This is a genomic window from Variovorax guangxiensis, from assembly GCF_003952165.1.
GTDB classification, from domain to species: Bacteria; Pseudomonadota; Gammaproteobacteria; order Burkholderiales; family Burkholderiaceae_C; genus Variovorax; species Variovorax guangxiensis.
This window is the reverse complement of sequence record NZ_RXFT01000019.1, coordinates 92,904-119,713: the sequence shown is the minus strand read 5'-3', so window position 1 is coordinate 119,713 and position 26,810 is coordinate 92,904. Positions and strand designations below refer to the sequence as shown.

The 26,810-nt window shown below is 70.1% G+C and carries 26 protein-coding genes; 13 read left to right on the top strand and 13 right to left on the bottom strand.

Going from position 1 to position 26,810, the window contains the following annotated elements:
- Window positions 1–95 precede the first annotated feature (95 nt).
- The 10 genes from EJP67_RS30195 (at window position 96) to EJP67_RS30150 (ending at window position 8,059) form a co-directional block, all read left to right on the top strand.
- Window positions 96–551 (top strand): PTS sugar transporter subunit IIA, encoded by a 456-nt coding sequence (locus EJP67_RS30195; protein WP_126025398.1) that lies wholly within the window; start codon window positions 96–98, stop codon window positions 549–551.
- Window positions 520–789, top strand: coding sequence for an HPr family phosphocarrier protein (locus EJP67_RS30190; protein WP_057596164.1), 270 nt, complete (start codon window positions 520–522; stop codon window positions 787–789). The genes EJP67_RS30195 and EJP67_RS30190 overlap by 32 nt, the downstream gene beginning before the upstream one ends.
- Before the next feature lie 145 nt (window positions 790–934).
- Window positions 935–2,746: a phosphoenolpyruvate--protein phosphotransferase gene (ptsP, locus tag EJP67_RS30185; protein WP_126025397.1), complete on the top strand. Its 1,812-nt coding sequence runs from the start codon at window positions 935–937 to the stop codon at window positions 2,744–2,746.
- Window positions 2,747–2,892: 146 nt separating this feature from the next.
- A complete protein-coding gene (locus EJP67_RS30180; protein ID WP_126025396.1) occupies window positions 2,893–3,267 on the top strand; it encodes a DUF4148 domain-containing protein in 375 nt (124 codons plus the stop codon).
- Between the two features lie 134 nt (window positions 3,268–3,401).
- Window positions 3,402–3,866 carry a Spy/CpxP family protein refolding chaperone gene (locus tag EJP67_RS30175; RefSeq protein ID WP_126025395.1) on the top strand — a complete coding sequence of 155 codons (465 nt, stop codon included), beginning with the start codon at window positions 3,402–3,404 and terminating at the stop codon, window positions 3,864–3,866.
- 94 nt (window positions 3,867–3,960) lie between these two features.
- The gene (locus EJP67_RS30170) at window positions 3,961–4,359 is read left to right on the top strand and encodes a DUF4260 domain-containing protein (protein ID WP_240650828.1); all 399 of its coding nucleotides are present in this window, start codon (window positions 3,961–3,963) and stop codon (window positions 4,357–4,359) included.
- The gene (locus tag EJP67_RS30165; RefSeq protein WP_126025393.1) at window positions 4,353–4,745 is read left to right on the top strand and encodes a hypothetical protein; all 393 of its coding nucleotides are present in this window, start codon (window positions 4,353–4,355) and stop codon (window positions 4,743–4,745) included. The genes EJP67_RS30170 and EJP67_RS30165 overlap by 7 nt, the downstream gene beginning before the upstream one ends.
- A gap of 50 nt (window positions 4,746–4,795) precedes the next feature.
- Window positions 4,796–5,491: a response regulator transcription factor gene (locus EJP67_RS30160; RefSeq protein ID WP_165909749.1), complete on the top strand. Its 696-nt coding sequence runs from the start codon at window positions 4,796–4,798 to the stop codon at window positions 5,489–5,491.
- A 29-nt stretch (window positions 5,492–5,520) separates the two neighbouring features.
- Complete coding sequence (locus EJP67_RS30155) at window positions 5,521–6,903, top strand: HAMP domain-containing sensor histidine kinase (RefSeq protein ID WP_126025391.1); 1,383 nt, start codon at window positions 5,521–5,523, stop codon at window positions 6,901–6,903.
- A gap of 112 nt (window positions 6,904–7,015) precedes the next feature.
- Window positions 7,016–8,059, top strand: coding sequence for an NADP-dependent oxidoreductase (locus EJP67_RS30150; protein WP_126025390.1), 1,044 nt, complete (start codon window positions 7,016–7,018; stop codon window positions 8,057–8,059).
- A 22-nt stretch (window positions 8,060–8,081) separates the two neighbouring features.
- On the opposite strand, the gene EJP67_RS30145 is transcribed toward EJP67_RS30150, so the two are convergent.
- From EJP67_RS30145 to EJP67_RS30100, 10 genes are all read right to left on the bottom strand, one after another.
- The gene (locus EJP67_RS30145; RefSeq protein WP_126025389.1) at window positions 8,082–8,399 is read right to left on the bottom strand and encodes a hypothetical protein; all 318 of its coding nucleotides are present in this window, start codon (window positions 8,397–8,399) and stop codon (window positions 8,082–8,084) included.
- Window positions 8,400–8,506: 107 nt separating this feature from the next.
- Window positions 8,507–9,349: a DMT family transporter gene (locus tag EJP67_RS30140; protein WP_126025388.1), complete on the bottom strand. Its 843-nt coding sequence runs from the start codon at window positions 9,347–9,349 to the stop codon at window positions 8,507–8,509.
- Window positions 9,350–9,433: 84 nt separating this feature from the next.
- Window positions 9,434–10,141, bottom strand: coding sequence for a helix-turn-helix transcriptional regulator (locus EJP67_RS30135; RefSeq protein ID WP_126025387.1), 708 nt, complete (start codon window positions 10,139–10,141; stop codon window positions 9,434–9,436).
- A gap of 48 nt (window positions 10,142–10,189) precedes the next feature.
- Window positions 10,190–10,750, bottom strand: a complete 561-nt coding sequence (locus EJP67_RS30130) for a hypothetical protein (RefSeq protein WP_126025386.1) — start codon at window positions 10,748–10,750, stop codon at window positions 10,190–10,192.
- A 36-nt stretch (window positions 10,751–10,786) separates the two neighbouring features.
- Window positions 10,787–11,938: an SLC13 family permease gene (locus EJP67_RS30125; RefSeq protein ID WP_221297806.1), complete on the bottom strand. Its 1,152-nt coding sequence runs from the start codon at window positions 11,936–11,938 to the stop codon at window positions 10,787–10,789.
- On the bottom strand, window positions 11,935–13,194 hold the full coding sequence (locus tag EJP67_RS30120) for an MFS transporter (RefSeq protein WP_126025385.1): 1,260 nt from the start codon (window positions 13,192–13,194) through the stop codon (window positions 11,935–11,937). The genes EJP67_RS30125 and EJP67_RS30120 overlap by 4 nt, the downstream gene beginning before the upstream one ends.
- A 16-nt stretch (window positions 13,195–13,210) precedes the next feature.
- On the bottom strand, window positions 13,211–13,927 hold the full coding sequence (locus EJP67_RS30115) for a hypothetical protein (RefSeq protein ID WP_126025384.1): 717 nt from the start codon (window positions 13,925–13,927) through the stop codon (window positions 13,211–13,213).
- A gap of 173 nt (window positions 13,928–14,100) precedes the next feature.
- Complete coding sequence (locus EJP67_RS30110; protein WP_126025383.1) at window positions 14,101–15,468, bottom strand: sigma-54-dependent transcriptional regulator; 1,368 nt, start codon at window positions 15,466–15,468, stop codon at window positions 14,101–14,103.
- A complete protein-coding gene (locus EJP67_RS30105) occupies window positions 15,453–16,925 on the bottom strand; it encodes a sensor histidine kinase (RefSeq protein WP_126025382.1) in 1,473 nt (490 codons plus the stop codon). Before EJP67_RS30105 ends, EJP67_RS30110 begins: the two co-directional genes overlap by 16 nt.
- A 52-nt stretch (window positions 16,926–16,977) precedes the next feature.
- The gene (locus tag EJP67_RS30100; protein ID WP_126025381.1) at window positions 16,978–18,510 is read right to left on the bottom strand and encodes a class I adenylate-forming enzyme family protein; all 1,533 of its coding nucleotides are present in this window, start codon (window positions 18,508–18,510) and stop codon (window positions 16,978–16,980) included.
- A gap of 211 nt (window positions 18,511–18,721) precedes the next feature.
- On the opposite strand from EJP67_RS30100, the gene EJP67_RS30095 reads away from it, so the two are divergent.
- Window positions 18,722–18,964, top strand: a complete 243-nt coding sequence (locus EJP67_RS30095; RefSeq protein WP_126025380.1) for a GlsB/YeaQ/YmgE family stress response membrane protein — start codon at window positions 18,722–18,724, stop codon at window positions 18,962–18,964.
- 32 nt (window positions 18,965–18,996) lie between these two features.
- Complete coding sequence (locus tag EJP67_RS30090) at window positions 18,997–19,488, top strand: hypothetical protein (protein WP_126025379.1); 492 nt, start codon at window positions 18,997–18,999, stop codon at window positions 19,486–19,488.
- Here the strand turns inward: EJP67_RS30090 and EJP67_RS30085 are convergent, their stop codons facing one another.
- Genes EJP67_RS30085 through EJP67_RS30075 form a run of 3 tightly spaced genes read right to left on the bottom strand, consistent with a single transcriptional unit; the run spans window position 19,489 to window position 25,279 of the window.
- The gene (locus EJP67_RS30085) at window positions 19,489–20,907 is read right to left on the bottom strand and encodes an efflux transporter outer membrane subunit (protein WP_276312272.1); all 1,419 of its coding nucleotides are present in this window, start codon (window positions 20,905–20,907) and stop codon (window positions 19,489–19,491) included.
- A gap of 5 nt (window positions 20,908–20,912) precedes the next feature.
- Complete coding sequence (locus tag EJP67_RS30080; protein ID WP_126025377.1) at window positions 20,913–24,047, bottom strand: efflux RND transporter permease subunit; 3,135 nt, start codon at window positions 24,045–24,047, stop codon at window positions 20,913–20,915.
- Between the two features lie 11 nt (window positions 24,048–24,058).
- Window positions 24,059–25,279 (bottom strand): efflux RND transporter periplasmic adaptor subunit, encoded by a 1,221-nt coding sequence (locus EJP67_RS30075; protein WP_126025376.1) that lies wholly within the window; start codon window positions 25,277–25,279, stop codon window positions 24,059–24,061.
- Between the two features lie 137 nt (window positions 25,280–25,416).
- Between EJP67_RS30075 and baeS the strand changes: the two genes are divergently transcribed.
- Window positions 25,417–26,808, top strand: coding sequence for a sensor histidine kinase efflux regulator BaeS (baeS, locus tag EJP67_RS30070; RefSeq protein WP_126025375.1), 1,392 nt, complete (start codon window positions 25,417–25,419; stop codon window positions 26,806–26,808).
- Window positions 26,809–26,810: the final 2 nt, after the last annotated feature.

The following is a 26,810-nucleotide window of genomic DNA, read 5'->3' as shown; positions in this document are numbered from 1 at the left end:
ACGGTCCTGTCCGTTTTCCGGGGCTGCCGCGTTATGTCGCATATCTACTTCCTCTGGGCGCCCCCGCATAATCGACGCGTCGTCCTCCCTTTTGCATGAACAGCATCCTCATCATCGCCCACGCTCCGTTCGCTCACGCGATGCGGCAGTGCGCGCTGCATGTGTTTCCCGACTGCGAACAGGCCATCGCCGCGCTCGACGTGCTGCCCAATGTGTCGCCCGAAGAAACGCTGGCGGCCGCGCGCATCACCCTCGCGCAGCAACTGCACGCGCCGCGCTCGCAGGTGCTGGTGCTGGCCGACGTGTTCGGCGCCACGCCCTGCAACGTGGCGCAGAAGCTGGTGGACGGCGTCCGGTCGCGGCTGGTGGCGGGGGTCAATCTTCCAATGCTGCTGCGTGCCGTCACCTACCGGCACGAACCCCTGGAGACGCTGGTGCAGCGCGCCCTCGCGGGCGGCACCGCGGGCGTGATGCAGGTGGCGGTGGCGGCTCCCCAGAACCAGGCGAAAAGAAAGCACAGTGATCAAGAAATCCGTGACCATCAGCAATAAGCTGGGCCTGCATGCACGCGCATCGGCCAAGCTGACCAAGCTCGCAGGCAGCTTTCCCTGCGAGGTGTGGCTCTCCCGCGGCGACCGCCGCATCAACGCGAAGAGCATCATGGGCGTGATGATGCTGGCTGCCGGCCTGGGCTCCACCGTCGAGCTCGAAACCAACGGGCCGCAGGAAGAAGAAGCGATGAACGCCATCGTCCAATTGATGGACGACAAGTTCGGCGAAGGCGAATGAAATGGTCCACCCCCCGGCTCTTTCACTTCGTGTAAACGCCAACCCCCTCGCCGGGCGCGATGCCGGCCGCCCGGCGAAGCCGGTTCGACGGCATCCCGCGAATTCGCGTGCGCTGCGCGCCCGCGCAGGCCACGAGGCCTAGGTCATGACTTTTGCAGTCCACGGCCTCCCCGTCGCCCGTGGCATTGCCATCGGGCGCGCCGTGCTGGTGGTGTCGAGCCGCATCGACGTCGCCCACTACTTCATCAAGCCCGAAGAGATCGAGACCGAGATCGACCGCGTGCGCACCGCGCGCAACGCGGTGGCCGACGAGCTGGCCAAGCTGCAGGCCAACGTCGCGCAGATGGGCCCGAACGACGCGCCGCACGAGCTTGCGGCGCTGCTGGAGGTGCACCAGATGCTGCTGCAGGACGAAGCCCTGAGCGGCGGCGTCAAGCACTGGATCAGCGAGCGCCTGTACAACGCCGAGTGGGCGCTGACCACGCAGCTGGAGATCATCGCGCGCCAGTTCGACGAGATGGAGGACCCGTACCTGCGCGAGCGCAAGGCCGACCTCGAGCAGGTGGTCGAGCGCCTGCTACACCGCATGAAGGGCACGGCCGCCGTGCTGGCGCCGAGCCCGCCGCGACGCAAGCGCGCCACCGCGCCGGTGGACGACAGCGATGAGCACGACGACCCCACCGCGGGCGACGGCATCGACGTGCCGCTGGTGCTGATCGCGCACGATCTTTCGCCGGCCGACATGCTGCAGTTCAAGAAGAGCGTGTTCGCCGGTTTCGTCACCGACGTGGGCGGGCGCACCTCGCACACCGCCATCGTGGCGCGCAGCATGGACATCCCGGCCGTGGTCGGCGCGCGCACCGCGAGCCAGCTGGTGCGGCAGGACGACTGGGTCATCATCGACGGCGACGCCGGCGTGGTGATCGTCGATCCGTCGCCGATCATCCTGGCCGAGTACGGCTTCAAGCAGCGCCAGGGCGACCTCGAGCGCGGCCGGCTCGCGCGGCTGCGCCACAAGCCCGCCGTCACGCTCGACGGCCAGCGCGTGGAGCTGCTGGCCAACATCGAGATGCCGGAAGACACCGTGGGCGCGGTCAAGGCCGGCGCGGTGGGCGTGGGCCTCTTCCGCAGCGAATTCCTCTTCATGGGCCGCGACACGGGCTCGCCCCAGACCCGGCTGCCCGACGAGGAGGAGCAGTACCAGGCCTACAGGCGCGCGGTCGAGGGCATGCAGGGCATGCCGGTCACCATCCGCACCATCGACGTGGGCGCCGACAAGCCGCTGGACAGCAAGTCGGCCAACAAGCAGGAGCACCTGAACCCGGCGCTGGGCCTGCGCGCCATCCGCTGGAGCCTGGCCGATCCGGCGATGTTCCTCACGCAGCTGCGCGCCATCCTGCGCGCGGCGGCGCATGGCGAAATCCATCTGCTCATCCCGATGCTCGCGCACGCGAGCGAAATCAGGCAGACGCTCTCGCTGATCGACTTCGCGCGCGCCGAGCTCGACAACCGCGGCGCGGTGTACGGCCACGTGAAGCTCGGCGCCATGATCGAGATCCCGGCAGCCGCGCTCACGCTGCGCATCTTCCTGAAGCACTTCGACTTCCTGTCGATCGGCACCAACGACCTGATCCAGTACACGCTGGCGATCGACCGCGCCGACGAATCGGTGGCGCACCTCTACGACCCGGCGCATCCGGCCGTGCTGCGCCTGGTGGCCGACACCATCGCCGAGTGCCGCCGACAGGGCAAGGGCGTGGCCGTGTGCGGCGAAATGGCGGGCGACGTGGCCTTCACGCGCCTGCTGCTGGGCCTGGGCCTGCGCAGCTTCTCGATGCACCCCTCGCGCATCCTCGCGGTCAAGCAGGAGGTGCTGCGCGCCGACACCGGCAAGCTCGAGGCATGGGCAAAGAGCGTGCTCGACTCGGACGATCCTGCCGCCGCAATGGCGGGCTGACCGGCTGACGCCACGAGCGTACTTTTCACTCACCCCGCGGGTGAGTGAAAAGAAACGAAACACGCCGAAACTGCGGCGAAAGGACTTGCGGGGGGCCCGCAAGCACGATCAGGCCTTCTCTTCAACCACTGAAAGAAAGGCCTGAAATGAACTCCATCTCCTTCACCCAGATCGTCGCCGTCGCATCCTTCGCCATGCTCGCCGCAGCCGGCGCGAAGGCCGAAAGCTACGAGGGCGTGCAGCCCGCCGTGTCGGCCAAGAGCCGTGCCGAGGTCAACGCCGAAGCCATGCGCACCGCATCGGCGCCCGACCAGAACGTGGTGCGCGGCTCGCGCGGTGCCGAGACCATGGCCGTCTCGACCGAACGCGGGCGCATCGTCGCCGAAGCCGTGCGCACTGCCGCCGCGCCTGACCAGAACGTGTCGGCGAGTTCGCGCGTGAACAGCCAGGTCATCTCGACCATGCCCAACCCCGTCGACGCACGCGCCTCGGCTGCCAACGCCAAGAGCAGCCGCCTCTAAGCAGGCCGGCTTGTCGCCACGCCTGTCGCCATAAAACGAAACACGCCGCAACCGCAGCGAGAGGACTTGGCCCGGTGCAATCCGCACCATGGAGCTTCCTCCTCAACACAACACCAGGAACACAAGGAATCGCCATGAAACACTGGATCAAACGCACTCTCTTCGGTTTTGCCGGCGCCGCCATGGTCGCGGGCAGCATCGCCGGCTGCAGCAGCTACCGTCACGGCTGGGGCGGCGACAGCGCCGAGTTCCGCACGAAGATGGTCGAGCGCGTGGGCAGCAAGCTCGAACTCGACGCGAGCCAGAAGCAGAAGCTCACCGTGCTGGCCGAGAAGCTGCAGGCGCAGCGTGAAGCCATGCGCGGCGCGGGCGGCTCTGGCGATCCGCGCTCGCAGTTCAAGGCGCTGTTCGCGGGCAACAAGCTCGACCAGGCCGGTGCTGCCCGACTGATCGACGAGAAGACCACGGCCGTGCGCAACGGCAGCCCCGAGATCATCGCCGCCGCAGCGGACTTCTTCGACAGCCTGAACGCCGCGCAGCAGCAGAAGGTGCGCGATTTCATGGAGCGAGGCGGCCGCCGCTGGAGCCACCGTGGCTGAACCGGGCTCACCCCCAGGCTTCGCGCACTTCGTGTCGCTGCGCCTCCCCCCTCTCCGGGGGCGACACCAGTGGCCCGGCGAAGCCGGTTCCACGGTGTCTCCCGAAGGGGCCGTATCGGCGACCGGTGGCGTGCGCACGCTGCTGCGCCTCGAAGGCGCGGTGGTGCTCGGCGTGGCGCTCGCCGCCTACGCGCAGTTCGGCACAGGCTGGGGCGTGTTCGCGCTCTGGCTGCTCGCGCCCGATCTCTCGCTGCTGGGCTACCTCGCGGGCCCGCGCACGGGTGCGGCGCTCTACAACGCGGCGCACTCGTACGTCGGCCCGGTGCTGCTGCTGACGCTCGGCGTGCTTGCGGCCATGCCGTGGGCGGTGGCCGGCAGCCTGATCTGGCTGGCCCACATCGGCATGGACCACGCGCTGGGCTACGGGCTCAAGTACGCGAGCGGCTTCGCCGCCACGCACCTGGGCCGCATCGGCAAGGCCGATCCATGGTGAGCGGCGACCCCACGGCTTCGCATGCCGTGCACGCGCCGGCCGCGCGCGCATGGATGCTGACGGAGGCGCTCACGCTGGGCATCGCGTCGATGGTGCATGCCGGGTTCATCGTGCCCGGCTACGCGCACCCGGCGGCACGCACCGCCGAGGCGGTGATCGCCACCGTGCTGGTGCTGGCCTCGGTCGAGACCTGGCTGCGCCCGCACCATGCGCGCCGCGCGGCCATCTTCGGCCAGGGCTTCGCGCTGCTGGGCACGTTGGTCGGCCTCGGCACCATCATCGCGGGCATCGGCCCGCGCACGGTGCCCGACGTGGTCTACCACGCGCTGCTGCTTTCCATCCTCGTGACGGGCCTGACCTGGGCGGTGCGATGCCGGCGGGTCTGATGGTCAGCGAGGTCATTCGCCACTTTCTCGTCCGGAGGCACAATCCCGCCATGCCGCGCATCCTGCTGATCGACGACGACGAGCATCTCGCCGCGCCGCTGACCACCTACTTCGCACGCTTCGGCTGCACGCTCGAAAGCGCCGTGCGCCCGAGCGAGGGGCTGGCCAGGCTGCGCGCGGGCACCTACGACGCGGCCATCCTCGACGTGATGCTGCCCGAGATGGACGGCTTCGCGCTGTGCCGCGAGATCCGCAAGGAAAGCGACATTCCCATCGTGATGCTCACCGCCCGCGGCGAAGTGATGGACCGCGTGGTCGGGCTGGAGCTCGGCGCCGACGACTACGTGCCCAAGCCCTTCGAGCCGCGCGAACTGGTGGCGCGCGTGCAGACCATCCTGCGCCGCCAGCGCAGCACGCCGCAGGCGGCAGCCATCGGCACGCAGTACCGCGTGTTCGACGGCCTGTCGATCGACCTCGACCGGCGCCAGGTGCTGCGCCACGGCGAGCGCGTGGAGCTCACCGGCACCGAGTTCGAGCTGCTCGCGCTGCTGGCGGCCGAGCCGGGCAAGGTGTTCAGCCGAGACGACATCCTCAACCGCCTGCGCGGGCACGAGGCCGAGCTCTACACGCGCGCGGTCGACATCGTCGTGAGCCGCCTGCGCAAGAAGCTCGAGCCGCTGGATTGCATCAAGACGCTGCGCAACGCGGGCTACGCGCTGGCCGTCGCCCGCAGCGAACCTGCATGAACTTCGGCCGAAGCAGGGAGTCCCGCAGGATGCGGTGGCGCGGCGAGGAATGCCGCGACGAGATGACGCGCGGCGACTGGCACGCCAAGTGGCACGCGCGCTGGAACGAGAAGGTGCAGGGCAAGCGCCGCTGGCGCCGTTCGCTGCGCGTGCGGCTGGTGCTGATGTTCGTGCTGCTCGCGCTGGTGATGGCGGCCGTCTTCATGGGCGGCATGAAGAAATCGTTCTCCACCGGCTGGGCCGAGGCCGCCAAGCCGATGCTGACCGATTACGCCGACCGCCTGGTCGCCGAGATCGGCACGCCGCCCGACGTGGCGCGCGCGCAGGCGCTGGTGGCGCGGCTGCCGATCACCATCCGCATCGTGGGCCCCAAGGTCAACTGGGACTCCAACCCCGGCGGCGCCAGCAGCCCCGGCGGCTGGATGCACGACCGCGAAGACGTCTTCGGCGGCGACAAGTGGTTCATCCGCCCCACGGCCGACGGCCACCGCGTGATCTTCGGCTGGTCGCCCAAGCTCTGGCAGCTCGCGCCTCGCGTCATCGGCTGGGCCACGCTGGGCCTGCTGCTGTCCTGCGTGCTGCTGGGCTACGCCTACGTGAGCCGTCTGCTGCGCCCGCTGATCGACATCCGCGAGGGCGCGCAGCGCTTCGGCCGTGGCGAGTTCACGCAGCCCATTCCGATCCGCCGCAACGACGACCTCGGCGACCTGGCAGAGCGCATCAACACCATGGCGGAGGACATCCAGGCCATGCTCGACGCCAAGCGCGGGCTGCTGCTGGCGCTGAGTCACGAGCTGCGCTCGCCGCTCACGCGCGCGCGCCTGAACGCCGAACTGCTGCCGACCACGCCCGAGGGGCAGGCCGAGCGCGACGCGCTGCTGCGCGACCTCAACGAGATGCGCGACCTCATCAGCGACCTGCTCGAAAGCGAGCGCCTCGCCAGCCCGCACGTGGCGCTGCAGCGCGAACCGGTCGACCTGGCGGCGCTGATCCGCGAGATCGTGGCCGAGATGCCTGGAGCGGAGCATGTGCATCTCGACCTGGCCGAGGGCCTGCCGCCGCACGCGGTGGACCGCATGCGCATCCGCCTGCTGGTGCGCAACCTGCTGGACAACGCGCTGCGCTACAGCGCCGACGCGCCCCGGCCGCCCTGCGTGTCGCTGCGCGCGGTGCTCGACGGCAGCAGCCAGGGCGCCGAGATCGAGGTGCGCGACCACGGCCCCGGCGTGGACGACGAGCAGCTCGAGCGCCTGACAGAGCCCTTCTACCGCACCGACGGCGCCCGGGCGCGCGCCACCGGCGGCGTGGGCCTGGGCATGTACCTGTGCCGGCTGATCGCCGAGGCGCACGGCGGCAAGCTCACGGTGCGCAACGCGCAGCCGGGGTTGCGGATCGTCGTCAGGCTGGCCTAGACGAGGGCCGAAAGGCGCGCTGTCGCCTGCGCTACCTGCCCGCCCCGGGGGCGCCGCTACGATGCGCCTGCGCGCCAGCGCCCCCTCATTCAAGGTCAAGGAGACAGACGCCATGAGCACCCCACTCACCAACCATCAGGTCCGCCTCGCCAAGCGCCCCGAGGGCACGGCCACCCGCGAGAACTGGAAGTTCACCACCGAGCCCGTCGGCGAACCGGCCGAGGGCGGCGTGCTCGTCAAGACGCTGTCGCTGTCGCTCGACCCCGCCATGCGCGGCTGGCTCAACGACGCCAAGAGCTACATCCCGCCCGTGGGCATCGACGAAGTGATGCGCGCCGGCGGCGTCGGCCGCGTCATCGCCTCGAAGAATCCGCAGTTCGCCGTGGGCGACACCGTCTACGGCACGCTGGGGGTGCAGGAATACATCCTCATCCCCGAAGACCAGATCAAGCGCAACGGCCTGGTGAAGATCGACCTGCGCGTGGGCACCATCACCCAGTGGCTCAACGTGCTGGGGATGCCCGGCATGACCGGCTACTTCGGCCTGATGGACGTGGGCATGCCCAAGCCCGGCGAGACGGTGGTGGTTTCCGGCGCGGCCGGCGCCGTCGGCCAGACGGTGGGCCAGCTGGCCAGGATCAAGGGCTGCCGCGTGGTCGGCATCGCCGGCGGCCAAGCCAAGTGCGACTGGGTGGTGAAGGAGCTCGGCTTCGACGCCTGCATCGACTACAAGGCCGGCGCCGCCGCGGTGCGCGAGGGCCTGAAGACGCACTGCCCGAAGGGCGTGGACATCTACTTCGACAACGTCGGCGGCGAGATCCTCGACATGGTGCTGGCGCGGCTCGCGCGCAAGGCCCGCATCATCATCTGTGGCGCCATCAGCCAGTACAACAACGCCAACAGCATGCCCTCGGCTGGCCCGAAGAACTACCTGAGCCTGCTGGTGAATCGTGCCCGCATGGAAGGCATCGTGGTATTCGACTACGCCGACAGGTACCACATCGCCATCGCCGAGATGGCCGGTTACCTGAAAGATGGGCGCATGAAGAGCAAGGAAGACGTCGTGAAGGGCCTCGATACCTTCCCCGAGTCGCTCAATAAGCTCTTCGCGGGCGAGAACTTCGGCAAGCTGGTGCTGCAGGTCGCCGAAGACTAGGCGCGGGGCGGGCCGCCGCGGCTCAGCCCAGGTCGGGACGCATCGGGATGTCGCCCAGCGCGTCGTCCTCGCGCAGGCCGCGCGCGGCCTTGAGCAACTCGATCGACAGGCCGTCGCCATGGCCCGCGAAGCCCCGGGCGATGCCCTCGAGCACCGTCGACAGGCCGGCTTCGCCGTCGCTGCGCGCATCCATGCTGATGTTGAGCACCCGGGCCGCCATCTGGCGGTAGGTGACGGCGCCCGCGCCCTCCAGCGCGGCCACCAGATCGAGGTACAGCGCCAGGTTCAGGTCGAACACCAGCTTTGGCGTGATCTCGAAATCCCTGTTCTTGTCGTCCATGTGGGTTGGCTCCTTTTTCCTGAGCCTCCACTCTAGCCAGAAAAGATGAAGGCGCGCCGTCGGATACAGCCTGATTCAGCACGCAGGCATCACCGTGATCACCGCGATCAGCGTGCCCGCGTGCCCATGATCGCCGCCGAGATGATCAGCCAGGCCGCCAGCGCGATGGTCCAGGTCAGCGGCCGGCCCGTCACCAGCAGCAGCAGCGCCGTCGAGCCCAGCGGCGTGATGTAGCTCAGGATGCCGATCTGTCGCGCGTCGCCGCGCTTGAGCGCCATGTCCCACACGAAGAAGGCCGCGCCCAGCGGGCCGAGGCCGCACAGCGCGAGCAGCAGCCAGTCACGGGCCGTCAGCGACACCGAGGGCTCCAGCACCGCATGGCAGGCCAGCGCGAGCGCCCCCGAAACCAGCCCGAAGAGGCCGATCGCCGAGGTCGGGAAGGCCGGCACGCGTTTCGTCCACAGCGAATAGCTCGCCCAGACGAAGGCCGAGGCCAGCGCCGGCACGAAGCCCCAGTACCCCGCGGCGGAAGCGGCGTCGCCCCCGCCCGCGCCCAGGATCGCCGCCGCCGCGCCGCCGAAACCCAGCAGCCCCGCCACCAGGTGCAGCGGCCGCAGCGACACGCCCGGCAGCAGCACCGGCGCCAGCACCACCATCAGCAGCGGCCAGAGGTAATTGACCAGGTTGGCCTCGACCGGCGGCGCGTAGCGCAGCGCGATGAACAGCAGGAAGTGATAGCCGAAGAGCCCGTAGATGCCCAGCGCCAGCGTGCGTGGCGGCACTTTCCAGGCGGCGCGGTCGCGCAGCACCAGCGGCCAGCTCGGCACGCTGCCGATGATGAGCGCGAGGCCAGTGAGCAGAAAAGGCGGCAGGTGCGACAGGGCCGTGCCCAGCGAGGCGAGCGTGGTCCACAGGGCGATGGCGATCAGTGCGTAGGCGGTCGATGGCATGGATGGCGAGGCTACGCGATGCGGTCGTCGCGCAATGACGGTCCGTCGTCGAGAAACGACGGTCTTTCGATCAGGAAAAGGGACTCAGCGCCGCAAGGCGGCCGTAAGGGCGGAAGGCGAGCGGTAGCCCGTGCGCCGCGCTGTCTCCGCCACGCTCATGCCGCCCAGCCTCAGCTCGCGCGCATGCGCCAACCGCAGCGAGCGCAGCCATTGCATCGCGCTCATGCCCTGCTCGTCGCGGCAGCGCTGCGCGAACTGGCTGGGGCTCAGGCAGGCGACCTGGGCCAGGTCGGCCACGCTCAAGGGCTCGTGCCAGCGGGCACGGGCCCAGTCGGCGAGCAAGGACCAGTCGATGCGGCGGCGCGACGCGGACGACGATGCCGGTGCGGGGCTCCAGGCCTCCAGGAGCAGCGCCGGCCCGTGCTGCAAGGCCAGGGCCGAGGCTCGAGGCTGCTTCATGCATTGCGCCAGGTAGCGCGCCAACGCGTGCAGTTGCGCCGAATCGGGTGGCGCGCGTTCGGCGCAGCGGGCCCATGCCGGCTGCGTGGTGTCGAGCACCAGGCACACCGCGCCATGCCTGCGCGCACTGAAATCGTGCCGGTCGCCCGGTGCGACCACCTGCGCTTCGCCCGCGGCGATGCCGGCGCCCCGGCCTTCCACCTCGATATCGAGCACGCCGTCGAGGCCGATCAGCACCTGGAAATGGTCGTGCGCATGGCTGCCGTGCGAGTGGCCGTAGTCGCGCAGGGCGAGTTCATGGCGAGGCGGCAGGGATGAACCGAAAACAGGCATGGGCAGTCGAGGATTGTCCGCGCAGCTCCCGCAATGCCACAAGCGGCATCAGCTTCCGTCGGCGTCCCGCAGCGCCCGAGCGTTGACCCGCACGGCCTCGACCACACGCCCCTGGCCTGTCGCCAGCGGCTGCGTGCGGCCCTCGGCCCGCACCCTGTCTCCGACCTTCAGCGCCAGCTTCGCATGGCCGTCGGGCTTCATGTGGATGAAGTCGCCGGTGTCCAGCACCACGCCGTTGGCCTCTCCGTGGCGCGCGTAGTTGAAGCGCACCACGGTGCCTTCGATGCGTTCTTCGGCCCGCGCATGCCGGGGCGGTTCGCCGTCGACCGAGGCCAGCCGCTCGAAGCGGTAAACCGTGTGTTCGCTCTCCGCCTTGGGCGAGGGGCCTGCTTCGATGCCCTCGATCACCAGCGCCTGGCCCACCTTCAGGCTCTCGAAGTCGCGCGCGGCGTCTTCGTCGTGGCGGTCGAACACGAACTGCGTGGGCACGCCGTCGGTGTCGATCAGCACGCCCTCGATGCTGCCCCTGGGGCTGTAGATCAGTTGCTGGAAGCGACCTTCGACGGACCAGACGTCGAGGGTGCCGTGGGATTCATGATGACTTGGCATGGAATGTCTTTTCGAGATCGGTTGTTGAAAGGGCGATCAGCCGAGCCGCAGCAGCAGCGCCGAGGCCGCGCACACCAGCAGGAAGGGAATGCTGATGCGGTGGAACTCGCGCAGCCCGTTCGGCAGCTTCGCCAGCCGCAGCGCGATCAGGTTGGCCAGCGAGCCCAGCACGCAGCCGAAGCCGCCCACGCTCACCCCGGCCGCGAGCGCGGGAAGGTCGCGCACGTGGCCATCCAGCAGGATGGCCGCCGGCACGTTGCTGATGAACTGCGAAGTCACGATGGCCGCGAGGTAGGCGCGCCAGCCCTCGGTGATCGGCCAGTGGCCCAGCAGCGCCACCACCGCGGGCAGCTCCGCGAGCTGCCGCAGGTCCACGAACATCAGCGCGATGATCGCCAGCAGCGCCCAGTCGATGCCGCGCAGCACGCGCGGATACGCCACCAGAAACACGCCGAACACCACGCCCAGCCCGGCCAGCAGCCAGTGGCGGTCCAGCGCGACCACGAAGCCGACGAACAACACCCCCGACAGCGCCAGCATGCGCGGCTGCACCGGCGCGGCCTCGGCCTCGGGCTTGAGCTCGATGGGTGTGCGCGGCACCAGCAGCCACACCGCGACGAAGAGCCAGAACAGCATCACCGCCACCGTCGGCCCCATCATTCCCATGAAGGCGACGAAGCCCTCGCCCGAGCGATGCCACAGATAAAGGTTCTGCGGATTGCCGATCGGCGTGAGGGCAGAGCCCGCGTTCACCGCCAGCGCCTGCAGCACCACCAGCCGAGCCAGCGGCAGGTGCGCCTGCGTGGCGAGCACGCGCGTCAGCGGCACCAGCAGGAACAGGCTCACGTCGTTGGTGACCAGCGCCGAGAGAAAGGCCGCGCTGGCCGTCAGCAGCATCGCCAGGCTGCGCTGGTCGTGCGTGCGCGCCAGCAGGCGCTGCGCGGCCGCCTGCAGCATGCCGCTGCGCTCCACGCCCTGCGTGATGGCCAGCAGCCCGGCGAGCGCGCCCACGGTCTGCCAGTCGACCAGCCGCAGCCAGTCCATCGGCGCGCGCGGGCGCAGGAAGGCGAACAGCACTGCGACGGCGACCAGCACCCACAGCAGGCCGTTGCCGCCGCCTTCGTGCGGCGAGGAAGCGTCGGAATCGGAAGTCGCGGAAGAAGGCGCGGACACGGAATCTTTGGTCATGGAGCGGAAGTGGTCGGTGCGCGGGCGGCAAGCGCGTCCGGTATCGAACGCGGACGATAGCGGGTTTCGGGCATCGCGAAGGCAAAGAGAGCGAGCCCGGCCAGCGCGACGGCCGCCAGCATCACGAAGGCCGCGTCGTAGCCGGCCAGGTGCGCGACCGCACCGGCTGCCAGATTGCTCAGCGCCGCACCCAGCCCCACGCAGGCCGCGCCGATGCCCAGTGCGAAGTTGAAATGGCCGCTGCCGCGCGTGATGTCGCCGATCATCAAGGTCAGCATCACGCCGAAGATGCCCGCGCCGATGCCGTCCAGCACCTGAAGCGACAGCAGCGCGGCGGGGCTGTCGGCCAGCAGGTAGAGCAGCCCTCGCACCGGCAGCACCGCGAAGCCGATCAGGAAGATGGGCTTGCGCGCCAGCCGCGGCGCCCAGCGGCCGACCGCCAGGGCGATCGGAACGGTGACCAGCTGCGTGACGATCACGCCGCCCGACAGCCACAGCGTTGCCGAGGTGCCGGCCTGCGTGCCGACCTTCTGCGCCACGAGCGTGAGCATGGCGGCATTGGCCAGGTGGAACAGGAAGGCGCAGGCCAGCAGCACAAGCAGGCGGCGGTCGTGCCAGCGCGCGGACGGCGCGGCATCGGGCTCGTGGCCGGTGTCGGCGCCGCGCGCCAGGAGCGGATCGACGTCGCGCTGGCGGATCAGCATGGCCGCCGCCATGGTCGGCAGCGCCATCGCCACCGCGTAGAAGAACATGGCGTGCGGGCCGAACGCGTGGCCCACCCAGCCCGTGCCCAGCGCCCACAGCACCGTGCCGCCCGCGGTGATCGCGGCGTTGCGGCCGATGCGGGCATCCAGCCCGGCGCGGCCGACCATGCCGAGGCTGATGGCCGCGATGGCGGGCGCCACCAGCGTGCCCGCCGCGCCGATGAGCGACTGGCCCGCCAGGATCACACCGTAGCCCGGCCAGTTCGCCATGACCACGAGGCACACCGCGATGAGCGCGATGGCCCCCGCGATCCAGCGCGGCTTGTGCCGCACGCTGTCGATCAGCGCGCCGGCCGGCGCCTGCACCGCCAGCCCCACCAGCGCCGAGACGAACATCACGGTGCCGATGCGCTGCGGGTCCCAGGCCAGCGTGCCGGCCATGAAGACGATCAGGAACGGGCCGACGCCGCCCTGGATGTCTGGCGCAAGGAAGGCCAGCGCGTCCAGCGAGCGCAGGCTGCGGCGGGAGGGAGCTGAGGACGGGGCGGTCATCGCAGGGGCTCGCCGATCAGAACGCCGGCACCGGCGGACGCGGCGCCACCGGGCCACGTCCGGGCCCCCGATGCGGGCCCTCGAACACTTCGCGCGCCGTGGACGCGGTCGGGCCCATGCTCGTGGCCTCCAGCGCCGTGCCCTGCGCACCGCGCGTGCCCCAGCCGCGCGCGTAAAGCTGCGCGCCGGGCTGCAACTGCGCGCCGTACATGGCGCCGATGTGCGGCGGGAAGCGCACGATGGTCCTGTCCGCCAGCAGCGCGCCGTGCACGTCGCCGAGGTCGTTGTACAGAAGGCGCTCGATGCGCCCGTCCGCCGTCATGGCGCTCAGCGCGGCCGGATCGTGGGCGCGCCGCGGCGGGAACATGCCGGGAACAGGCGGCTCGTCGATCACGCTGCGGCCGTTGGCGCTGAGCGACTGCATGCGCACCACCGGCACCTGCGGCGCGCGCCAGCCACGGACCTGCACGGTGTCGCCGGGCCTGAGCGCCTGCATCACCGCGGCCGAAAGGTGCGGCGGGAACGCGACCTGCGTCCCGTCGGCCAGCAGCAGGCCGTCGGCCTCGCCGTTCGGGTTGAGCAGCCATTGCTGCACGCGGCCGGAGGCGACGGTGTCCGCCTCCGGTGCGACGGCAACGGGCGGCGGCGGAAGATGGGCGAAGGCCGGAGTGAAAGCGGTGCTGCCCGCGAGCAGGCAGACGGCGGTGGCGATGGACGCGATGCGGTGTGTCATGGTGACTCCTTGTGGATGAATGCCCCATGGACATCTCACACAACGTGCCAACCCGCATTTCCTTTGAAATCAACGACTTGCGCGTGCCGAACGGCGGCAGTCGTCCGGTACGGGGACAGGAGGCGTCCGCTTTGCGGACACCCCCGGGACGCCTTATCGCTTCATCGCCTTGTCTACTGCTCGATGCCGTACTGCGCCAGCTTCCGGTACAGCAGCTGGCGGTGAATGCCCAGCCGCCGCGCGGCCTCGGTGCGGTTGCCCAGCGCCTGCGCGAGCGCGTGCTCGATGAGCAGCCGTTCGAGCCGTTCCACCGCGCCGGGCAGGTCTCCCTCCAGCCACTCGGCCGGCAGCATCCCGACGGACGGTGCCGATTGCGCGGGCCGCGCCTCGCCCATCGCCAGGCCCAGGTCGGCGCTGCCGATCACGCGATGCCGCACCAGCGCCTGGCAGCGCTCCATCACGTTGCGCAGCTCCCGCACGTTGCCTGGCCAGGGCCGGCTCAGCAGCAACTGCGCGGCCTCCGCGGAGAGCGCCTTGGGCGCATCGGGCAATGCCGCGCGCCGCAGGAAGTGCTCGGCCAGCGGGATCACGTCGGCCAGCCTTTCGCGCAGCGGCGGCAGGCGTATCGACAGCACGTCGAGCCGGTACATCAGGTCTTCGCGGAAGCGTCCCTCGCCGACCGCCGCAGCCAGGTCGCGGTGGGTGGCTGCGACGATGCGCACGTCGACCTTCACCGGCTTGTGGCTGCCCAGCGGCGTGACCTCGCCTTCCTGCAGCACGCGCAGGATCTTCGCCTGCACCGAAAGCGCCATGTCGCCGATCTCGTCGAGCAGCAGCACGCCGCCGTCGGCCGCGCGAAAGCATCCCGCGCGCTCGCCGGTCGCACCCGTGAACGCGCCGCGCACGTGTCCGAAGAGCTCGCTTTCGAGCAGCTCCTTCGGAATGGCCGCGCAGTTGACCGCCACGAAGGGCTTGTCCGCGCGCGACGAATACCGGTGCAGCGCGCGCGCCACCATTTCCTTGCCGGTGCCCGTCTCGCCCAGCACGAGCACGGGCGCCTGGCTGGCCGATGCGAGGCCGATGCGCTTCTGCACCTCGCGCATCGCCTGGCTCAGGCCGACGAGGTCGCCGTCGTCGTCTTCCGCCACGGCGGTCGCCGCCGCCACGCCTTGTTGCTGCTGCTGTTGCAGCACCCGCCCGAGCACCTCGCGCACGGCCTCGCGGCTGATCGGCTTGGTGATGTGGTCGAAGGCGCCGAGCCGCATCGCCTCGATGGTGTTGCCCGCGCTCGCGAAGGCGGTGAGCACGATCACCGGCGGCACGCGCGCGAGCCGGGCGCGCATCGCCTCCAGCGTCTGCAGGCCATCCATGTCGGGCATGCGGTGGTCGAGGAACACGGCGTCGAAGCGCGTGCGCGCCATCGCATCGAGCGCCTCGGCGCCGCTCGCGACGTCCTGCGCCTCGTGGCCCAGGCCCTGCAGCGTCTCGGCCAGCGTGTCGCGGAAAGCGTCGTCGTCGTCGACGATCAGGAGGCGCGCCATGGAAGCTCCAGTTCGAATCGCGTGCCGGGTTCGAGCGCCGCATGGCGCAGGTCGCCGCCGTGTGCCAGCGCCACTTCGCGCGCCAGGGCCAGGCCCAGGCCGGTACCGTCGGCGCGGCCCGTGGCGAAGGGCTCGAAGAGGCTGGCCTGCAAGGCTTCGGGCACGCCGCCGCCGTCGTCGTCCACCCGGATGAAGAGCGCGCGCGCCTCGTTCGCCGAGGCCGAGAGCGTGACCTGCCCGCCGCGCGGCGCATGGCGCACCGCGTTGTCGAGCAGGTTGTCGACAGCGCGCGCCAGATGCACGGGGTCGAACACGGCCTGCGGCGGCTCGTCGTGCTGCAGCACCAGGCGTACGTCCGCCGCGCCGGCCCTGCCGCTCACGGCCACGATGCGCTCCTCGAGCCAGTGATGCAGGTCGACCTGCACCGGCGCGAGCGTCACCGGCTGCACCAGCGCCAGCAGGCTCTGCACCAGGCCGTCGAGCCGGTCGATCTGCCCGACGATCACGCGCAGCGCGTCGCCCTGCTTCCCGGGCGCGGCGGCCAGCGCGTTCTCGGCCTTCAGCCGCATGGTGGCGATGGGGTTGCGGATCTCATGCGCGATGCCCCCGGTCATGCGGCCCAGCGCGGCCAGGCGCTGGTCGCGGCTGCGCTGCTGGGCGGCTTCGCGAAGGCGCGCGCGTGCTTCCTCGAAACGCACACGGTAGTGATTGAAGCCGTCGACGATGCGGTCGAGCTCGCGCACGCCGGTGCGGGGCAGCTCGGGCATGGCGCCGCCGTCGGCATCGCTGCGGGCCAGCCGGTCTTCCAGGCGCTGCACGTGGCGCAACCCGCGCAGCAGGATGAAGCCCAGCCACAGGCCCGAAGCCAGCACCAGCAACAGCAGCACACCAAGGCCGGTGCGCAGGCTGTCCTGCGCGGCCAGCGCGCCGCCGGTGGTGCGGGTCATGGTCCAGGCTGCGAGGTCGTTGCCCGGCGCCGCCAGCGGGCAGGCCGCGACGATCAGCGCCTCGCGGCTGCCGCGCACCACGTCGGTCTGCAGTTGCTGCGTGCGGGCGGCCAGCTGCGCCACCTCGGCGATCAGCGGCTGCTCGGCCGCGGGCACGTCGCGCTTGACGCCGCCGCCTTCATAGGTGGGGTAGGCATAAGCCAGGTGGCCGCCGCCGGCCTGCCACACGCCGCCCTCGACATGCGGCGCCTCGATCAGCACCAGCTGCAGCAGCACCTGCAGCAGGTCGACCTGCGGCCGGGCAGGGGCAAGCGAGGACGACGACGGCGTGGCCGACTTGGTATAGCGCGCCGCGATCGCCCGGCAGGACTGCTCGGTGGCGGCGCGCGCCGCCGACACCTGCACGCCCGCGCTGCTGCGGTAGAGCGTGAGCATCACCACCGCCAGCGCGGCGCACATGGCGAACAGCAGCATCCAGAAAAAGATCAGTTGACCACGCAGGGATTTCATGCGCCGCGATCTTGCCCTGTCTTCGTGTCACGGCGCGCCTGGCCCGGCGCTGTCAACGGCCGGCGAGCTCACGCAGCTCGCGCTTGAGCACCTTGCCGATCGCGCTGCGCGGCAGCTCGTCGATGAAGGCCAGGCGCGCCAGGCGCTGTGTCTTGCCGAGCTGGGCGTTGGTCCACTGCAGCAGCTCGTCCTCGCTGGTGGCGTCGCCCTCGCGGCGCACCACGAAGGCGGCAGGCGTCTCGCCCCATTGCTCGGAGGGCACGCCCACCACCGCCACGTCGGCCACCGCGGCATGGCCGCGCAGCACGGCCTCCAGGTCGCTCGGGTAGATGTTGAAGCCGCCGCTGATGATCATGTCCTTCTTGCGGTCGAACAGCGTGAGGAAGCCGTCGGCGTCGAAGCGGCCCACGTCGCCGGTGCGGATGAAGCGCTTGCCGGTGGCGTCGAACCACTCGGCCTCGCGCGTCTTGGCGGGCTGGCGGTGGTAGCCGGTCATCATGCCGGCCGAATGGCCCACCACCTCGCCGGCCACCTCGGTGTCGCCGCGCGGCAGTTCGTTGCCTTCCTCGTCGATCAGGCGGATGTCGCTGCCCTCGGCGGGCCGGCCCACGGTGTGCAGCTTGGTGGGGTTCAGGTGCGCCTCCAGGATGCAGGTGCCGCCGCCCTCGGTCATGCCGTAGAACTCGACCAGCCCGCCGGGCCAGCGCTTGAGCACGTCGGCCTTCAGCGCGGCGCCGAAGGGTGCGCTGGTGCTGAACTTGTGCCGGTAGGAAGACAGGTCGTGCTCGTCGAAGCGCGGATGCGCCATCAGCCGCTGGTACTGCACCGGCACGAGCATGGTGTGCGTCACGCGGCGCTGCTGCGCGAGCTGCAGGTAGCCCAGCGCGTCGAACTTGGGCATCAGCACCACGCAGCCGCCGAAGGCCAGCGTAGGGAAGAACACCACCAGCGTGGTGTTGGAATAGAGCGGCGTCGAAAGCAGCGTGACCGTGTCGGGCCCGTACTCGTACTTGGCGCCGCGCTGCACGTGCGCCCAGCGCATGCCGTGGCCCTGCACGATGCCCTTGGGTTCGCCCGTGGTGCCCGACGAATAGATGATGTTGAAGGCCCAGCCCGGCTGCACCTCGACCGCCTCGGGCCGCGCGCCGGCAGGCGCCAGCCATTCCTCGATGCCGCGCCCGATCTGCGAGCCGTCGAGCGCCACGCGCGGAACACCACCTTCCTTCGCGGGGCCGATGACCTCGGCGGCCGATGCGTCGCTGAACAGGATGCGCGCGTCGGCGTCCTCGATCATGCGCGCCAGGCTGGCGGGCGTGGAGCCGGGCGCCAGCGGTGCCACCGCGACGCCCGCGCGCAGCGCGCCCAGGAACACGGCAGCATAGTTCACAGACGACGAGGCGCAGATGGCGATGGCGTCGCCGGCCTTGAGCCCGTCGCGCTGCAGGCTGGCTGCGACCCGGTCCATCAGCGCGTCGAGGGCGCGGTAGTCCAGCGTGCGGGTTGAGTCCGACAGGGCGGCATGGTCGGGCGTGTGTTGCGCGTGGAGGCGGACCAGATCGGCAATGGCGCCGAAACTGCGTTCCATGGCGGCTTGGACGGCGGGGTGAGTTTGCAAAGTCGTCTTCCTTCTTCTTGGCCAAACGGCAGGATAGCGAAATGCTCCCGCTTTCGGCCAGCGCCTTGGCGACCGGGCGGCGCGCCGTCAGTTGGCGCTCAGGAACGCGGGAACACGATCCCCGGGCGCTGTACGCCAAGCGGCGGCGGTGCTTGTTGTCACCAACGACAGGGGGTTTTCCGTGCACATCATCTGGACGATTCTGATCGGCTTCATCGCCGGGCTGCTGGCCCGCGCGGTGCTGCCGGGCAACAACTCGATGGGGTTCATCCTCACGGCGGTGCTCGGCATCGCCGGCTCGCTGGTCGCGACCTATGCCGGGCAGGCCATGGGTTGGTATGCGGCGGGCGCGGGCGCCGGCTTCATCGCCTCGGTGGTGGGTGCGGCGGTGCTGCTCGGGGCCTGGCACCTCGTGAGCCGCTGAGGCAGCCGGATCCCTTCATCAAGGAGTTTTCCATGGGCTTACTCGACATCCTCCAGCAGGCCATCGGCAACAACGATGCCGAAGCCCGCCTCGACCAGGTCGCGCAGCACGCCTCCACCGGCGAGCTGGGCGCGGGGCTCGCGGCCGCGATGCGCTCGGACCAGACGCCGCCTTTCGGCGACACCGTGGGCCAGCTCTTCGGACAGTCGTCGCCCTCGCAGCAGGCCGGCGTGCTCAACCAGATACTGGCCACGCTCGGGCCGGAAGCCGCCTCGGCGCTGGCCGGCGGCGTGCTCGGACGCATGCTGCAGCCCGGCCAGACGCAGATCACGCCCGACCAGGCCTCGCAGCTCTCGCCCGCGCAGGTGACCGAGATCGCCGCGCATGCCGAGCAGCAGCACGCCGGCGTGATCGACGAGGTGAGCCGGTTCTACGCGCAGCACTCCGGGCTCATCAAGACGCTGGGCGGCGCAGCCATCGCCATAGCGCTGGCGAAGATGAAGGAGAACGCCACGCGCGGCTGATCAGCCCGCGGAAGCGGTATCTCCGCCGCCCATCACCTTGTAGAGCGTGATGCGGTTGCTCTGCTCCGACAGGCGCAGCGTGATGAGCGTCTGCTGCGCGGTGTACAGCGAGCGCTGCGCGTCCAGCACCTCCAGGTAGCTGTAGCTGCCGTTGCGATAGAGCGCCTGCGACAGCGTGAGGCTCTTCTGCGTCGCATCCACCAGCGACTGTTGTGCCGCCAGTTGCTCGCCCAGCGAACCGCGCACGGCCAGCGCGTCGGCCACTTCCTTGAACGCGGTCTGCACGGTCTTCTCGTAGGTCGCGAGGTCGATCTCGCGCTGCGCCTTGGCCGAATCTAGGCTGGCACGGTTGCTGCCGGCGTTGAAGATCGGCAGGCTGATCGAGGGTGCGAAGCTCCAGGTGCTGTTGCCGCCCTTGAAGAGGCCCGATAGCGCCGTGCTCGACGAGCCCGCGCTTGCCGTGAGCGAAATCGTCGGGAAGAAGGCCGCGCGCGCCGCGCCGATGTCGGCGTTCGAGCCCTGCAGCGTGTGCTCGGCGGCCAGCACGTCGGGGCGCTGCTGCAGCAGCGTCGATGGCAGGCCGGCGGGCACGTCGACCAGCGCGCTGGCCGTGGCCATGCCGGCGGGCGGCAGCAGTTCGTCGGGCACGGTGGCGCCGGCCAGCAGGTCGAGCGCATTGCGGTCCTGTGCCACCTGCGCGGTGTAGCTGGCCACGTCCACGCGCGCCGAATCCACCGTGGTCTGCGACTGGGCCAGCGCCAGCGCGGTGCTGGCGCCCAGCGCCTTCATGCGGCTGGTCAGCTCGTAGGAGCGCTGCTGGCTCGCGAGCGTGCTCTGCGCGAGCTTCAGCCGCTCGTTGTCGGCGGCCAGCGTGAGCCAGGCCGAGGCGACCTCGGCCACGAGGCTGATGCGCGTGCTGCGGGTCGTGGCCTCGGTCGACAGGTAACTCTGCAGCGCGGCCTCGTTGAGGTTGCGCACGCGGCCGAACAGGTCGAGCTCGTAGCTGCTGAAGCCCAGCGCGGCGGTGTAGGTGCTGCCGACGGACGATTCACCGCTGCTGCTCGTGGACGCCGAGGTGCGCTGGCGTGTGCCGCCCGCGGTGGCCGCGATGCTGGGGAACAGCTCTGCGCGCTGCACGCCGTACTGCGCGCGCGCCTTCTCGATGTTCTGCAGCGCCACGCGCATGTCGCGGTTGTTGGCCAGCGCGAGCTCGATGGTGCGGCGCAGGCGCTCGTCGGTGATGAAGCTCTGCCAGCCGGTGCCGGCGGAAACGGAGGCGTCGTCCGCCTTCGCTCCGGCGGCCGGCCACTCCGAGGGAATGGGCGCCTCGGGCCGCGAGTAGGTGGGCGCGAGATTGACGCAGCCGGCCAGCAGCGCGGCGAGGGCGAGCGAAGAGAGTCTGAAACGAAGGGATGTCATGGCTTTCATGCCTCGGGCTGCGCGGTCAGCGTGGGTGCCGCCCCGGGTTTTTTCTTGGGCGCGAAGAAGCGCCTGATCACGACGAAGAACAGCGGCACGAAGAAGATGCCCAGCGCGGTGGCCGTCGCCACGCCGCCGAGCACGCCCACGCCGATGGCGCGGCGGCTGCCCGAGCCGGCGCCTGTGCTCAGCGCCAGCGGCAGCACGCCGAACATGAAGGCCAGCGAGGTCATCAGAATGGGCCGCAGCCGCAGGCGCACCGCCTGCAGCGTGGCCTCGACCAGCGCCATGCCCTCGTCCTGCAGCTGCTTGGCGAACTCCACGATCAGGATCGCGTTCTTCGCCGCCAGCCCCACGGTGGTTAGCAGCCCCACCTGGAAGTACACGTCGTTCGACAGCCCCGCCAGCCTGGTCGCCAGCACCGCGCCCAGCACGCCCAGCGGCACCACCAGCATCACCGAGAACGGCACCGACCAGCTCTCGTAGAGGGCAGCCAGGCACAGGAACACGAACAGGATCGACACCGCGTAAAGCAGCGGCGCCTGCGAGCCCGACAGGCGCTCCTGGTAGGAACTGCCCGCCCACTCGTAGCCAATGCCCTGCGGCAGCTGCTTCATGATGCCTTCCACCGCGTTCATCGCAGTGCCCGAGCTCACGCCCGCGGCCGGGTCGCCGACGAGTTCGAAGGACGACATGCCGTTGTAGCGCGACAGCTGCGGCGAGCCATAGGTCCAGCGGCTGCTGGCGAAGGCCGAGAAGGGCACCATCTCGCTGTTGCCGTTGCGCACGTACCAGCTGTCGATGCTGTCGGGCTGCATGCGAAAGGGCGCGTCGGCCTGCACGTAGACCTTCTTCACACGGCCGTTGTTGATGAAGTCGTTCACGTAGCTGCCGCCCATCGCGCTGGAAAGCGTGTCGTTGATGTCCGAGGTCGACAGGCTCAGCGCCGCGGCCTTGCGGTCGTCGATGTCGATGGCGAACTGCGGCGTGTCGTCCAGGTTGTTGCTGCGCACCTGGCTCAGCGCCGGGCTCTTGCGCGCCAGCGAGAGGAACTGCTCGCGCGCCTGCACCAATGCTTCATGGCCGATGCCGCCCAGGTCCTGCAGCTGCACGTCGAAGCCGGCGTTGGAGCCCAGGCCGCGCACGGCGGGCGGCAGCATCACGAACACGTTGGCGTTGCTGGTGCGCGCGGCCATGTCCATGGTGAAGCGGCGCGCCAGCGAGGCGGCGTCCTGCGCCTTGCCGCCGCGCTCGCTCCAGTCCTTCAGCGTGATGAAGGCGTTGCCAGTGGCCTGGTCGCCGCTCAGGCCGGTGAGCGTGATGAAGTGGGCCACTTCCTTCTGCGAGCCCAGGTAGGCCTCGAAGCTCTTCATGGTCTGCTGCAGCTGCTCGTCGGTGGCGCTGGCGGGCAGCTTCACCTGCGCCATCAGCGTGCCCTGGTCTTCATCAGGCAGGAAGGAGGTGGGCAGGCGCATGAAGACCACGCCCAGCACGGCCACCAGCAGCGCATACACCAGCAGGCTGCGCTTGCCGCGATGCAGCAGGCCGCCCACGCCCGAGCGGTAGCGGTCGGCGTTGCGCTCGAAGTTGCGGTTGAACCAGCCGAAGAAGCCGCGCTTTTCCTGGTGATGGCCGGCCTCCACCGGCTTGAGCAGCGTGGCGCACAGCGCCGGCGACAGCGTGAGCGCCACCAGCACCGACAGCAGCATCGACGCCACGATGGTCACCGAGAACTGCCGGTAGATCACGCCCGTCGAGCCGCCGAAGAAGGCCATCGGGATGAACACCGCCGACAGCACCAGCGCGATGCCCACCAGCGCGCCGGTGATCTCGCGCATCGACTTGCGCGTGGCCTCCTTCGGCGAGAGCCCTTCCTCGGTCATCAGCCGCTCGACGTTCTCCACCACCACGATGGCGTCGTCCACCAGCAGGCCGATGGCCAGCACCATGCCGAACATGGTGAGCGTGTTGATCGAGTAGCCCATCAGCGCCAGCACGCCGAAGGTGCCCAGCAGCACCACCGGCACCGCGATGGCGGGCACCAGCGTGGCGCGCAGGTTCTGCAGGAAGAGGTACATGATCAGCACGACCAGCACCATCGCCTCCACCAGCGTCTTGGCCACCTCCTCGATGGAGATGCGCACGAAGGGCGTGGTGTCGTAGCCCACCACGGCCTTCATCTGGTTGGGGAAGAAGGGCCCCAGCTCCGCGAGCTTGGCCTTCACCGCGTTCGACACCGTGAGCGCGTTGGCGCCGGTGGCCAGCTTCACGCCCATGGCGGCCGAGGGCTTGCCGTCGAAGCGGCTGGCGATGGTGTAGCTCTCGCTGCCGAGCTCGACGCGCGCCACGTCACCCAGGCGCACGATGGCGCCGCTGGCGTCGGACTTGACGATCACCTCGCGGAACTGCGCGGCGGTGCGCAGCTTGCTGCGCGCGGTGATCGTTGCCGTGAGCCGCTGGCCCGAGGCCGCCGGCAGCGCGCCGAGCTGGCCGGCCGACACCTCGGTGTTCTGGCTGGTGAGCGCGCTCGTCACGTCCGAGGGCATCAGCGAATACTTCTGCAGCTTGGCCGGGTCGAGCCAGATGCGCATGGCGTAGCCCGAGCCCAGCGCCTGCACGTCGCCCACGCCGTCGATGCGGCTGACCACGTCGAGCAGGCTGCTGGAGATGTAGTCGCCGATGTCGGTGGCCGAGGCGCTGCCGTCCTCGGAGACCAGCGAGACGATCATCAGGAAGTCGGTGCCCGACTTGGTGACCGTCACGCCCTGGCTCTGCACCGACTGCGGCAGCTGCGACTCGGCCTGCTGCAGCTTGTTCTGCACCTGCATCTGCGCCACGTCGGCGTTGGTGCCGGCCTCGAAGGTGAGCTCGATGCGCGCCGTGCCCGACGAGGTGCTGCTCGACGACATCGACACCAGCCGGTCGAGGCCCTTCATCTTCTGCTCGATCACCTGCGTGACCGAGTCTTCGATGGTCTTGGCCGATGCGCCCGTGTAGGTCGCGTTGATGCTGACCTTGGTGGGCGCGATGTCGGGGTACTGCTCCAGCGACAGCGTGCCGATGGACATCGCCCCGGCCAGCATGATGACGATGGCGATGACCCACGCGAAGATGGGCCGGTCTATGAAGAAGCGTGCCATGCGCGGGCTCCTCAGTGCGCCGCGGGGGCTGCTGCAGCGGCCGCCACCGTTGTGGCATCGGCCGCGACGGGCTTCACCGTGTCGCCGGGCTTCACCCTGAGCGAGCCCTCGACGATCACGCGCTCGCCGGCCTTCAGGCCCTCGGTCACCTGCCAGCGGTTGCCGACCGCGCGCGACACCCTCAGCGCGCGCTTCTCGACCTTGTTGTCGGCCGTGACCACCAGCGCCGAAGCGTCGCCGCTGGCCGTGCGCGTCACGCCCTGCTGCGGCACCAGCAGCGCCTGCTCAGCCACGCCCTCTTCGAGCACGGCGCGCACGTACATGCCAGGCAGCAGCGTGCGCTCGGGGTTGGGCACCAGGATGCGCAGCGTGACCGCGCCGGTGCTTTCGCTCACCGTGACGCTGGAGAACTGCAGCCGTCCGGCATGGGCGTAGGCGGTGCCGTCTTCCAGCAGCAGCTTCACCGAGGCTTCGCCTCTTTCGCCTCTTTGGCCTCTTTCGCCGCCGCTCTTGAGCGTGCCAGCCGCGAGTTCGCGCTGCAGCCGCAGCAGCTCGGTGGTCGACTGCGTCACGTCGACGTGGATCGGATCGAGCTGCTGCACCGTGGTCAGCGCCGTGGTCTGGCTGGCCGTGACCAGCGCGCCCGGCGTGACCGTGGAGGCCTCGATGCGTCCGGCGATGGGCGCGGTGATGCGCGTGAAGCCGAGGTTGATGCGCGCCGTGTCGAGCGCCGCGCGGGCCACGCCAAGGTCGGCCTCGGCCTGCTGCAGCGTGGCCTGGCTGTCCTCGCTGGTCTGCTGGCTGACGGCCTCGATCTTCGCGAGCTCGGCGTTGCGGCGCGCCGTGACCTTCGCGGCGTTGACCGTCGATTCAGCCTTCGCGACGCTGGCCTGCGCGCTCGCGTAGGCGGCCTTGTAGGTGGCGGGGTCGAGCTGGTAGAGCACCTGCCCGGCCTTGACCAGCGCGCCTTCCTCGAAGAGGCGCTGCTGCACGATGCCGCCGACCTGCGGGCGGATCTCCGCGCTCAGCCGGGCGCGGGTGCGGCCAGACAGTTCGGTGGTCACGGGCTGGTTCTGGGGCTGCACCGTCACCACGCTCACCTGAGCGGCGGGGGCGCCCTGGGGCGGGGCGGACGATGAAGAAGCGGATGAGCCGGAGCATCCCGCGATGGCGCCCAGCAGGCCAGCGGCCAGGGCGCACGCGAGGCCGGTGCGGATGAAGCGGGAAGACATGTTCAGAGGGGTTCCAATCAGGTTGGAACCCATGGTCTTCAGCGAATGTGGAGCCAATTTGAAGGTCCCCGGGCCTGCGCGGCCATGGGCGCGCAGTGCACCGCGCGGGCGGCATCTGGCTTATCTTGTGGGCCTTCATGAAGAAGATCAGCATCACCACCAAGCTCTTTCTTGCCGTGCTGGCCACCGCCGTGCTGGCCGTGGTCGCGATGGGCGCGGCCTCGCGCTGGAACTTCGAGCGCGGCTTCGTCGGCTACCTTAACGAGCAGGGCTTGGAGCGGCTCGACGCGGTGGTGCCCAATGCAGTGGCTGCCTACCGCGAGCACGGCAACTGGGACTTCCTGCGCGACAACCCTCGCCCCTGGTTCGAGATCATGCGGCCCGCGCCTTCCGTTCTCGGCGATCACTTCGAGCCGGGGCGCTCGCCGGCGCTGGTGTCGGACCTGACGGGCGCCGTGCTGCGCATTTCGCTGCTCGACACCGACAGGCGCGTCATCATCGGCTTCAGGGAAGTGGGCAAGGGCGCCGTCGAGCGCGCCGTGGTGGTCGACGGCAAGACCGTGGGCTGGGTCGCGATGATGCCCTTCCAGAGCGTGAGCGAGGCCGGCGACCAGCGCTTCCAGCAGAGCCAGCTGCGCGCGAGCTGGGTCATCGGCAGCCTCTGCGTGCTGCTGGCCGCGGGCATCGCGTGGTGGATCGCGCGGGTGCTGCTGGCGCCCGTCAAGCGCGTGGCCGCGGCCACGCATCGGCTGGCGGCGGGCGACTACGCGAGCCGCGTGGCCGTGGCCTCGCAGGACGAGGTGGGGCAGCTCGCGCGCGACTTCAATTCGCTGGCCAACACGCTGCAGCGCAACGAACAGATGCGACGCGAGTTCATGGCCGACGTGTCGCACGAGCTGCGCACGCCGCTGGGCGTGCTGCACGGGGAGCTGGAGGCCATGGAAGACGGCGTGCGCCGCCTCGACGCGCAGGCCGTGCGGTCGCTGCAGCACGAGGTCGGCATGCTCAACCAGCTCGTGACCGACCTCTACGACCTGTCGATGGCCGACGTGGGCGCACTCGCGTACCGCAAGGCCGACGCCGACGTGCGCGAGCTGCTGGAGCCGTGCGTGGACGCGTTCCGCGAGCGGCTCGCCTCGGCGGGCCTGCGGCTGGATCTGGCGCTGCCGGCGCAACCGCTTTCGGTGTTCGCCGACGAGCGGCGCATGCACCAGCTCTTCAGCAACCTCGTGCTCAACAGCTGCCGCTACACCGACGCGGGCGGCGTGCTGCGCATCGAGGCACGGGAAGAAGGAAGCGAGGTAGCCATCGACTTCATGGATTCGGCACCGGGCATCGACGCGGCGCTGCTGCCGCGCCTGTTCGAACGCTTCTTCCGCGGAGAAGGCTCGCGCAACCGCGCCAGCGGCGGCGCGGGGCTGGGCCTGGCCATCTGCCGCAGCATCGTGGAGGCGCACGGCGGCACCATCGAGGCCAAGGCCTCGCCGCTGGGCGGCGTGTGGATCGCGATCCGCCTGCCGAAGGTTTGAGG

Coding starts and splice junctions, on each gene's coding strand:
- EJP67_RS30080 (WP_126025377.1), bottom strand. CDS start 24,047: ATGGCACGCTTCTTCATAGACCGGCCCATCTTCGCGTGGGTCATCGCC.
- EJP67_RS30160 (WP_165909749.1), top strand. CDS start 4,796: ATGCCGCGCATCCTGCTGATCGACGACGACGAGCATCTCGCCGCGCCG.
- EJP67_RS30085 (WP_276312272.1), bottom strand. CDS start 20,907: ATGACATCCCTTCGTTTCAGACTCTCTTCGCTCGCCCTCGCCGCGCTG.
- EJP67_RS30195 (WP_126025398.1), top strand. CDS start 96: ATGAACAGCATCCTCATCATCGCCCACGCTCCGTTCGCTCACGCGATG.
- EJP67_RS30155 (WP_126025391.1), top strand. CDS start 5,521: ATGCGGTGGCGCGGCGAGGAATGCCGCGACGAGATGACGCGCGGCGAC.
- EJP67_RS30145 (WP_126025389.1), bottom strand. CDS start 8,399: ATGGACGACAAGAACAGGGATTTCGAGATCACGCCAAAGCTGGTGTTC.
- EJP67_RS30105 (WP_126025382.1), bottom strand. CDS start 16,925: ATGAAATCCCTGCGTGGTCAACTGATCTTTTTCTGGATGCTGCTGTTC.
- baeS (WP_126025375.1), top strand. CDS start 25,417: ATGAAGAAGATCAGCATCACCACCAAGCTCTTTCTTGCCGTGCTGGCC.
- EJP67_RS30115 (WP_126025384.1), bottom strand. CDS start 13,927: ATGACACACCGCATCGCGTCCATCGCCACCGCCGTCTGCCTGCTCGCG.
- EJP67_RS30075 (WP_126025376.1), bottom strand. CDS start 25,279: ATGTCTTCCCGCTTCATCCGCACCGGCCTCGCGTGCGCCCTGGCCGCT.
- EJP67_RS30180 (WP_126025396.1), top strand. CDS start 2,893: ATGAACTCCATCTCCTTCACCCAGATCGTCGCCGTCGCATCCTTCGCC.
- EJP67_RS30140 (WP_126025388.1), bottom strand. CDS start 9,349: ATGCCATCGACCGCCTACGCACTGATCGCCATCGCCCTGTGGACCACG.
- EJP67_RS30150 (WP_126025390.1), top strand. CDS start 7,016: ATGAGCACCCCACTCACCAACCATCAGGTCCGCCTCGCCAAGCGCCCC.
- EJP67_RS30175 (WP_126025395.1), top strand. CDS start 3,402: ATGAAACACTGGATCAAACGCACTCTCTTCGGTTTTGCCGGCGCCGCC.
- EJP67_RS30120 (WP_126025385.1), bottom strand. CDS start 13,194: ATGACCGCCCCGTCCTCAGCTCCCTCCCGCCGCAGCCTGCGCTCGCTG.
- EJP67_RS30130 (WP_126025386.1), bottom strand. CDS start 10,750: ATGCCAAGTCATCATGAATCCCACGGCACCCTCGACGTCTGGTCCGTC.
- EJP67_RS30100 (WP_126025381.1), bottom strand. CDS start 18,510: ATGGAACGCAGTTTCGGCGCCATTGCCGATCTGGTCCGCCTCCACGCG.
- EJP67_RS30125 (WP_221297806.1), bottom strand. CDS start 11,938: ATGACCAAAGATTCCGTGTCCGCGCCTTCTTCCGCGACTTCCGATTCC.
- EJP67_RS30135 (WP_126025387.1), bottom strand. CDS start 10,141: ATGCCTGTTTTCGGTTCATCCCTGCCGCCTCGCCATGAACTCGCCCTG.
- ptsP (WP_126025397.1), top strand. CDS start 935: ATGACTTTTGCAGTCCACGGCCTCCCCGTCGCCCGTGGCATTGCCATC.
- EJP67_RS30110 (WP_126025383.1), bottom strand. CDS start 15,468: ATGGCGCGCCTCCTGATCGTCGACGACGACGACGCTTTCCGCGACACG.
- EJP67_RS30165 (WP_126025393.1), top strand. CDS start 4,353: ATGGTGAGCGGCGACCCCACGGCTTCGCATGCCGTGCACGCGCCGGCC.
- EJP67_RS30090 (WP_126025379.1), top strand. CDS start 18,997: ATGGGCTTACTCGACATCCTCCAGCAGGCCATCGGCAACAACGATGCC.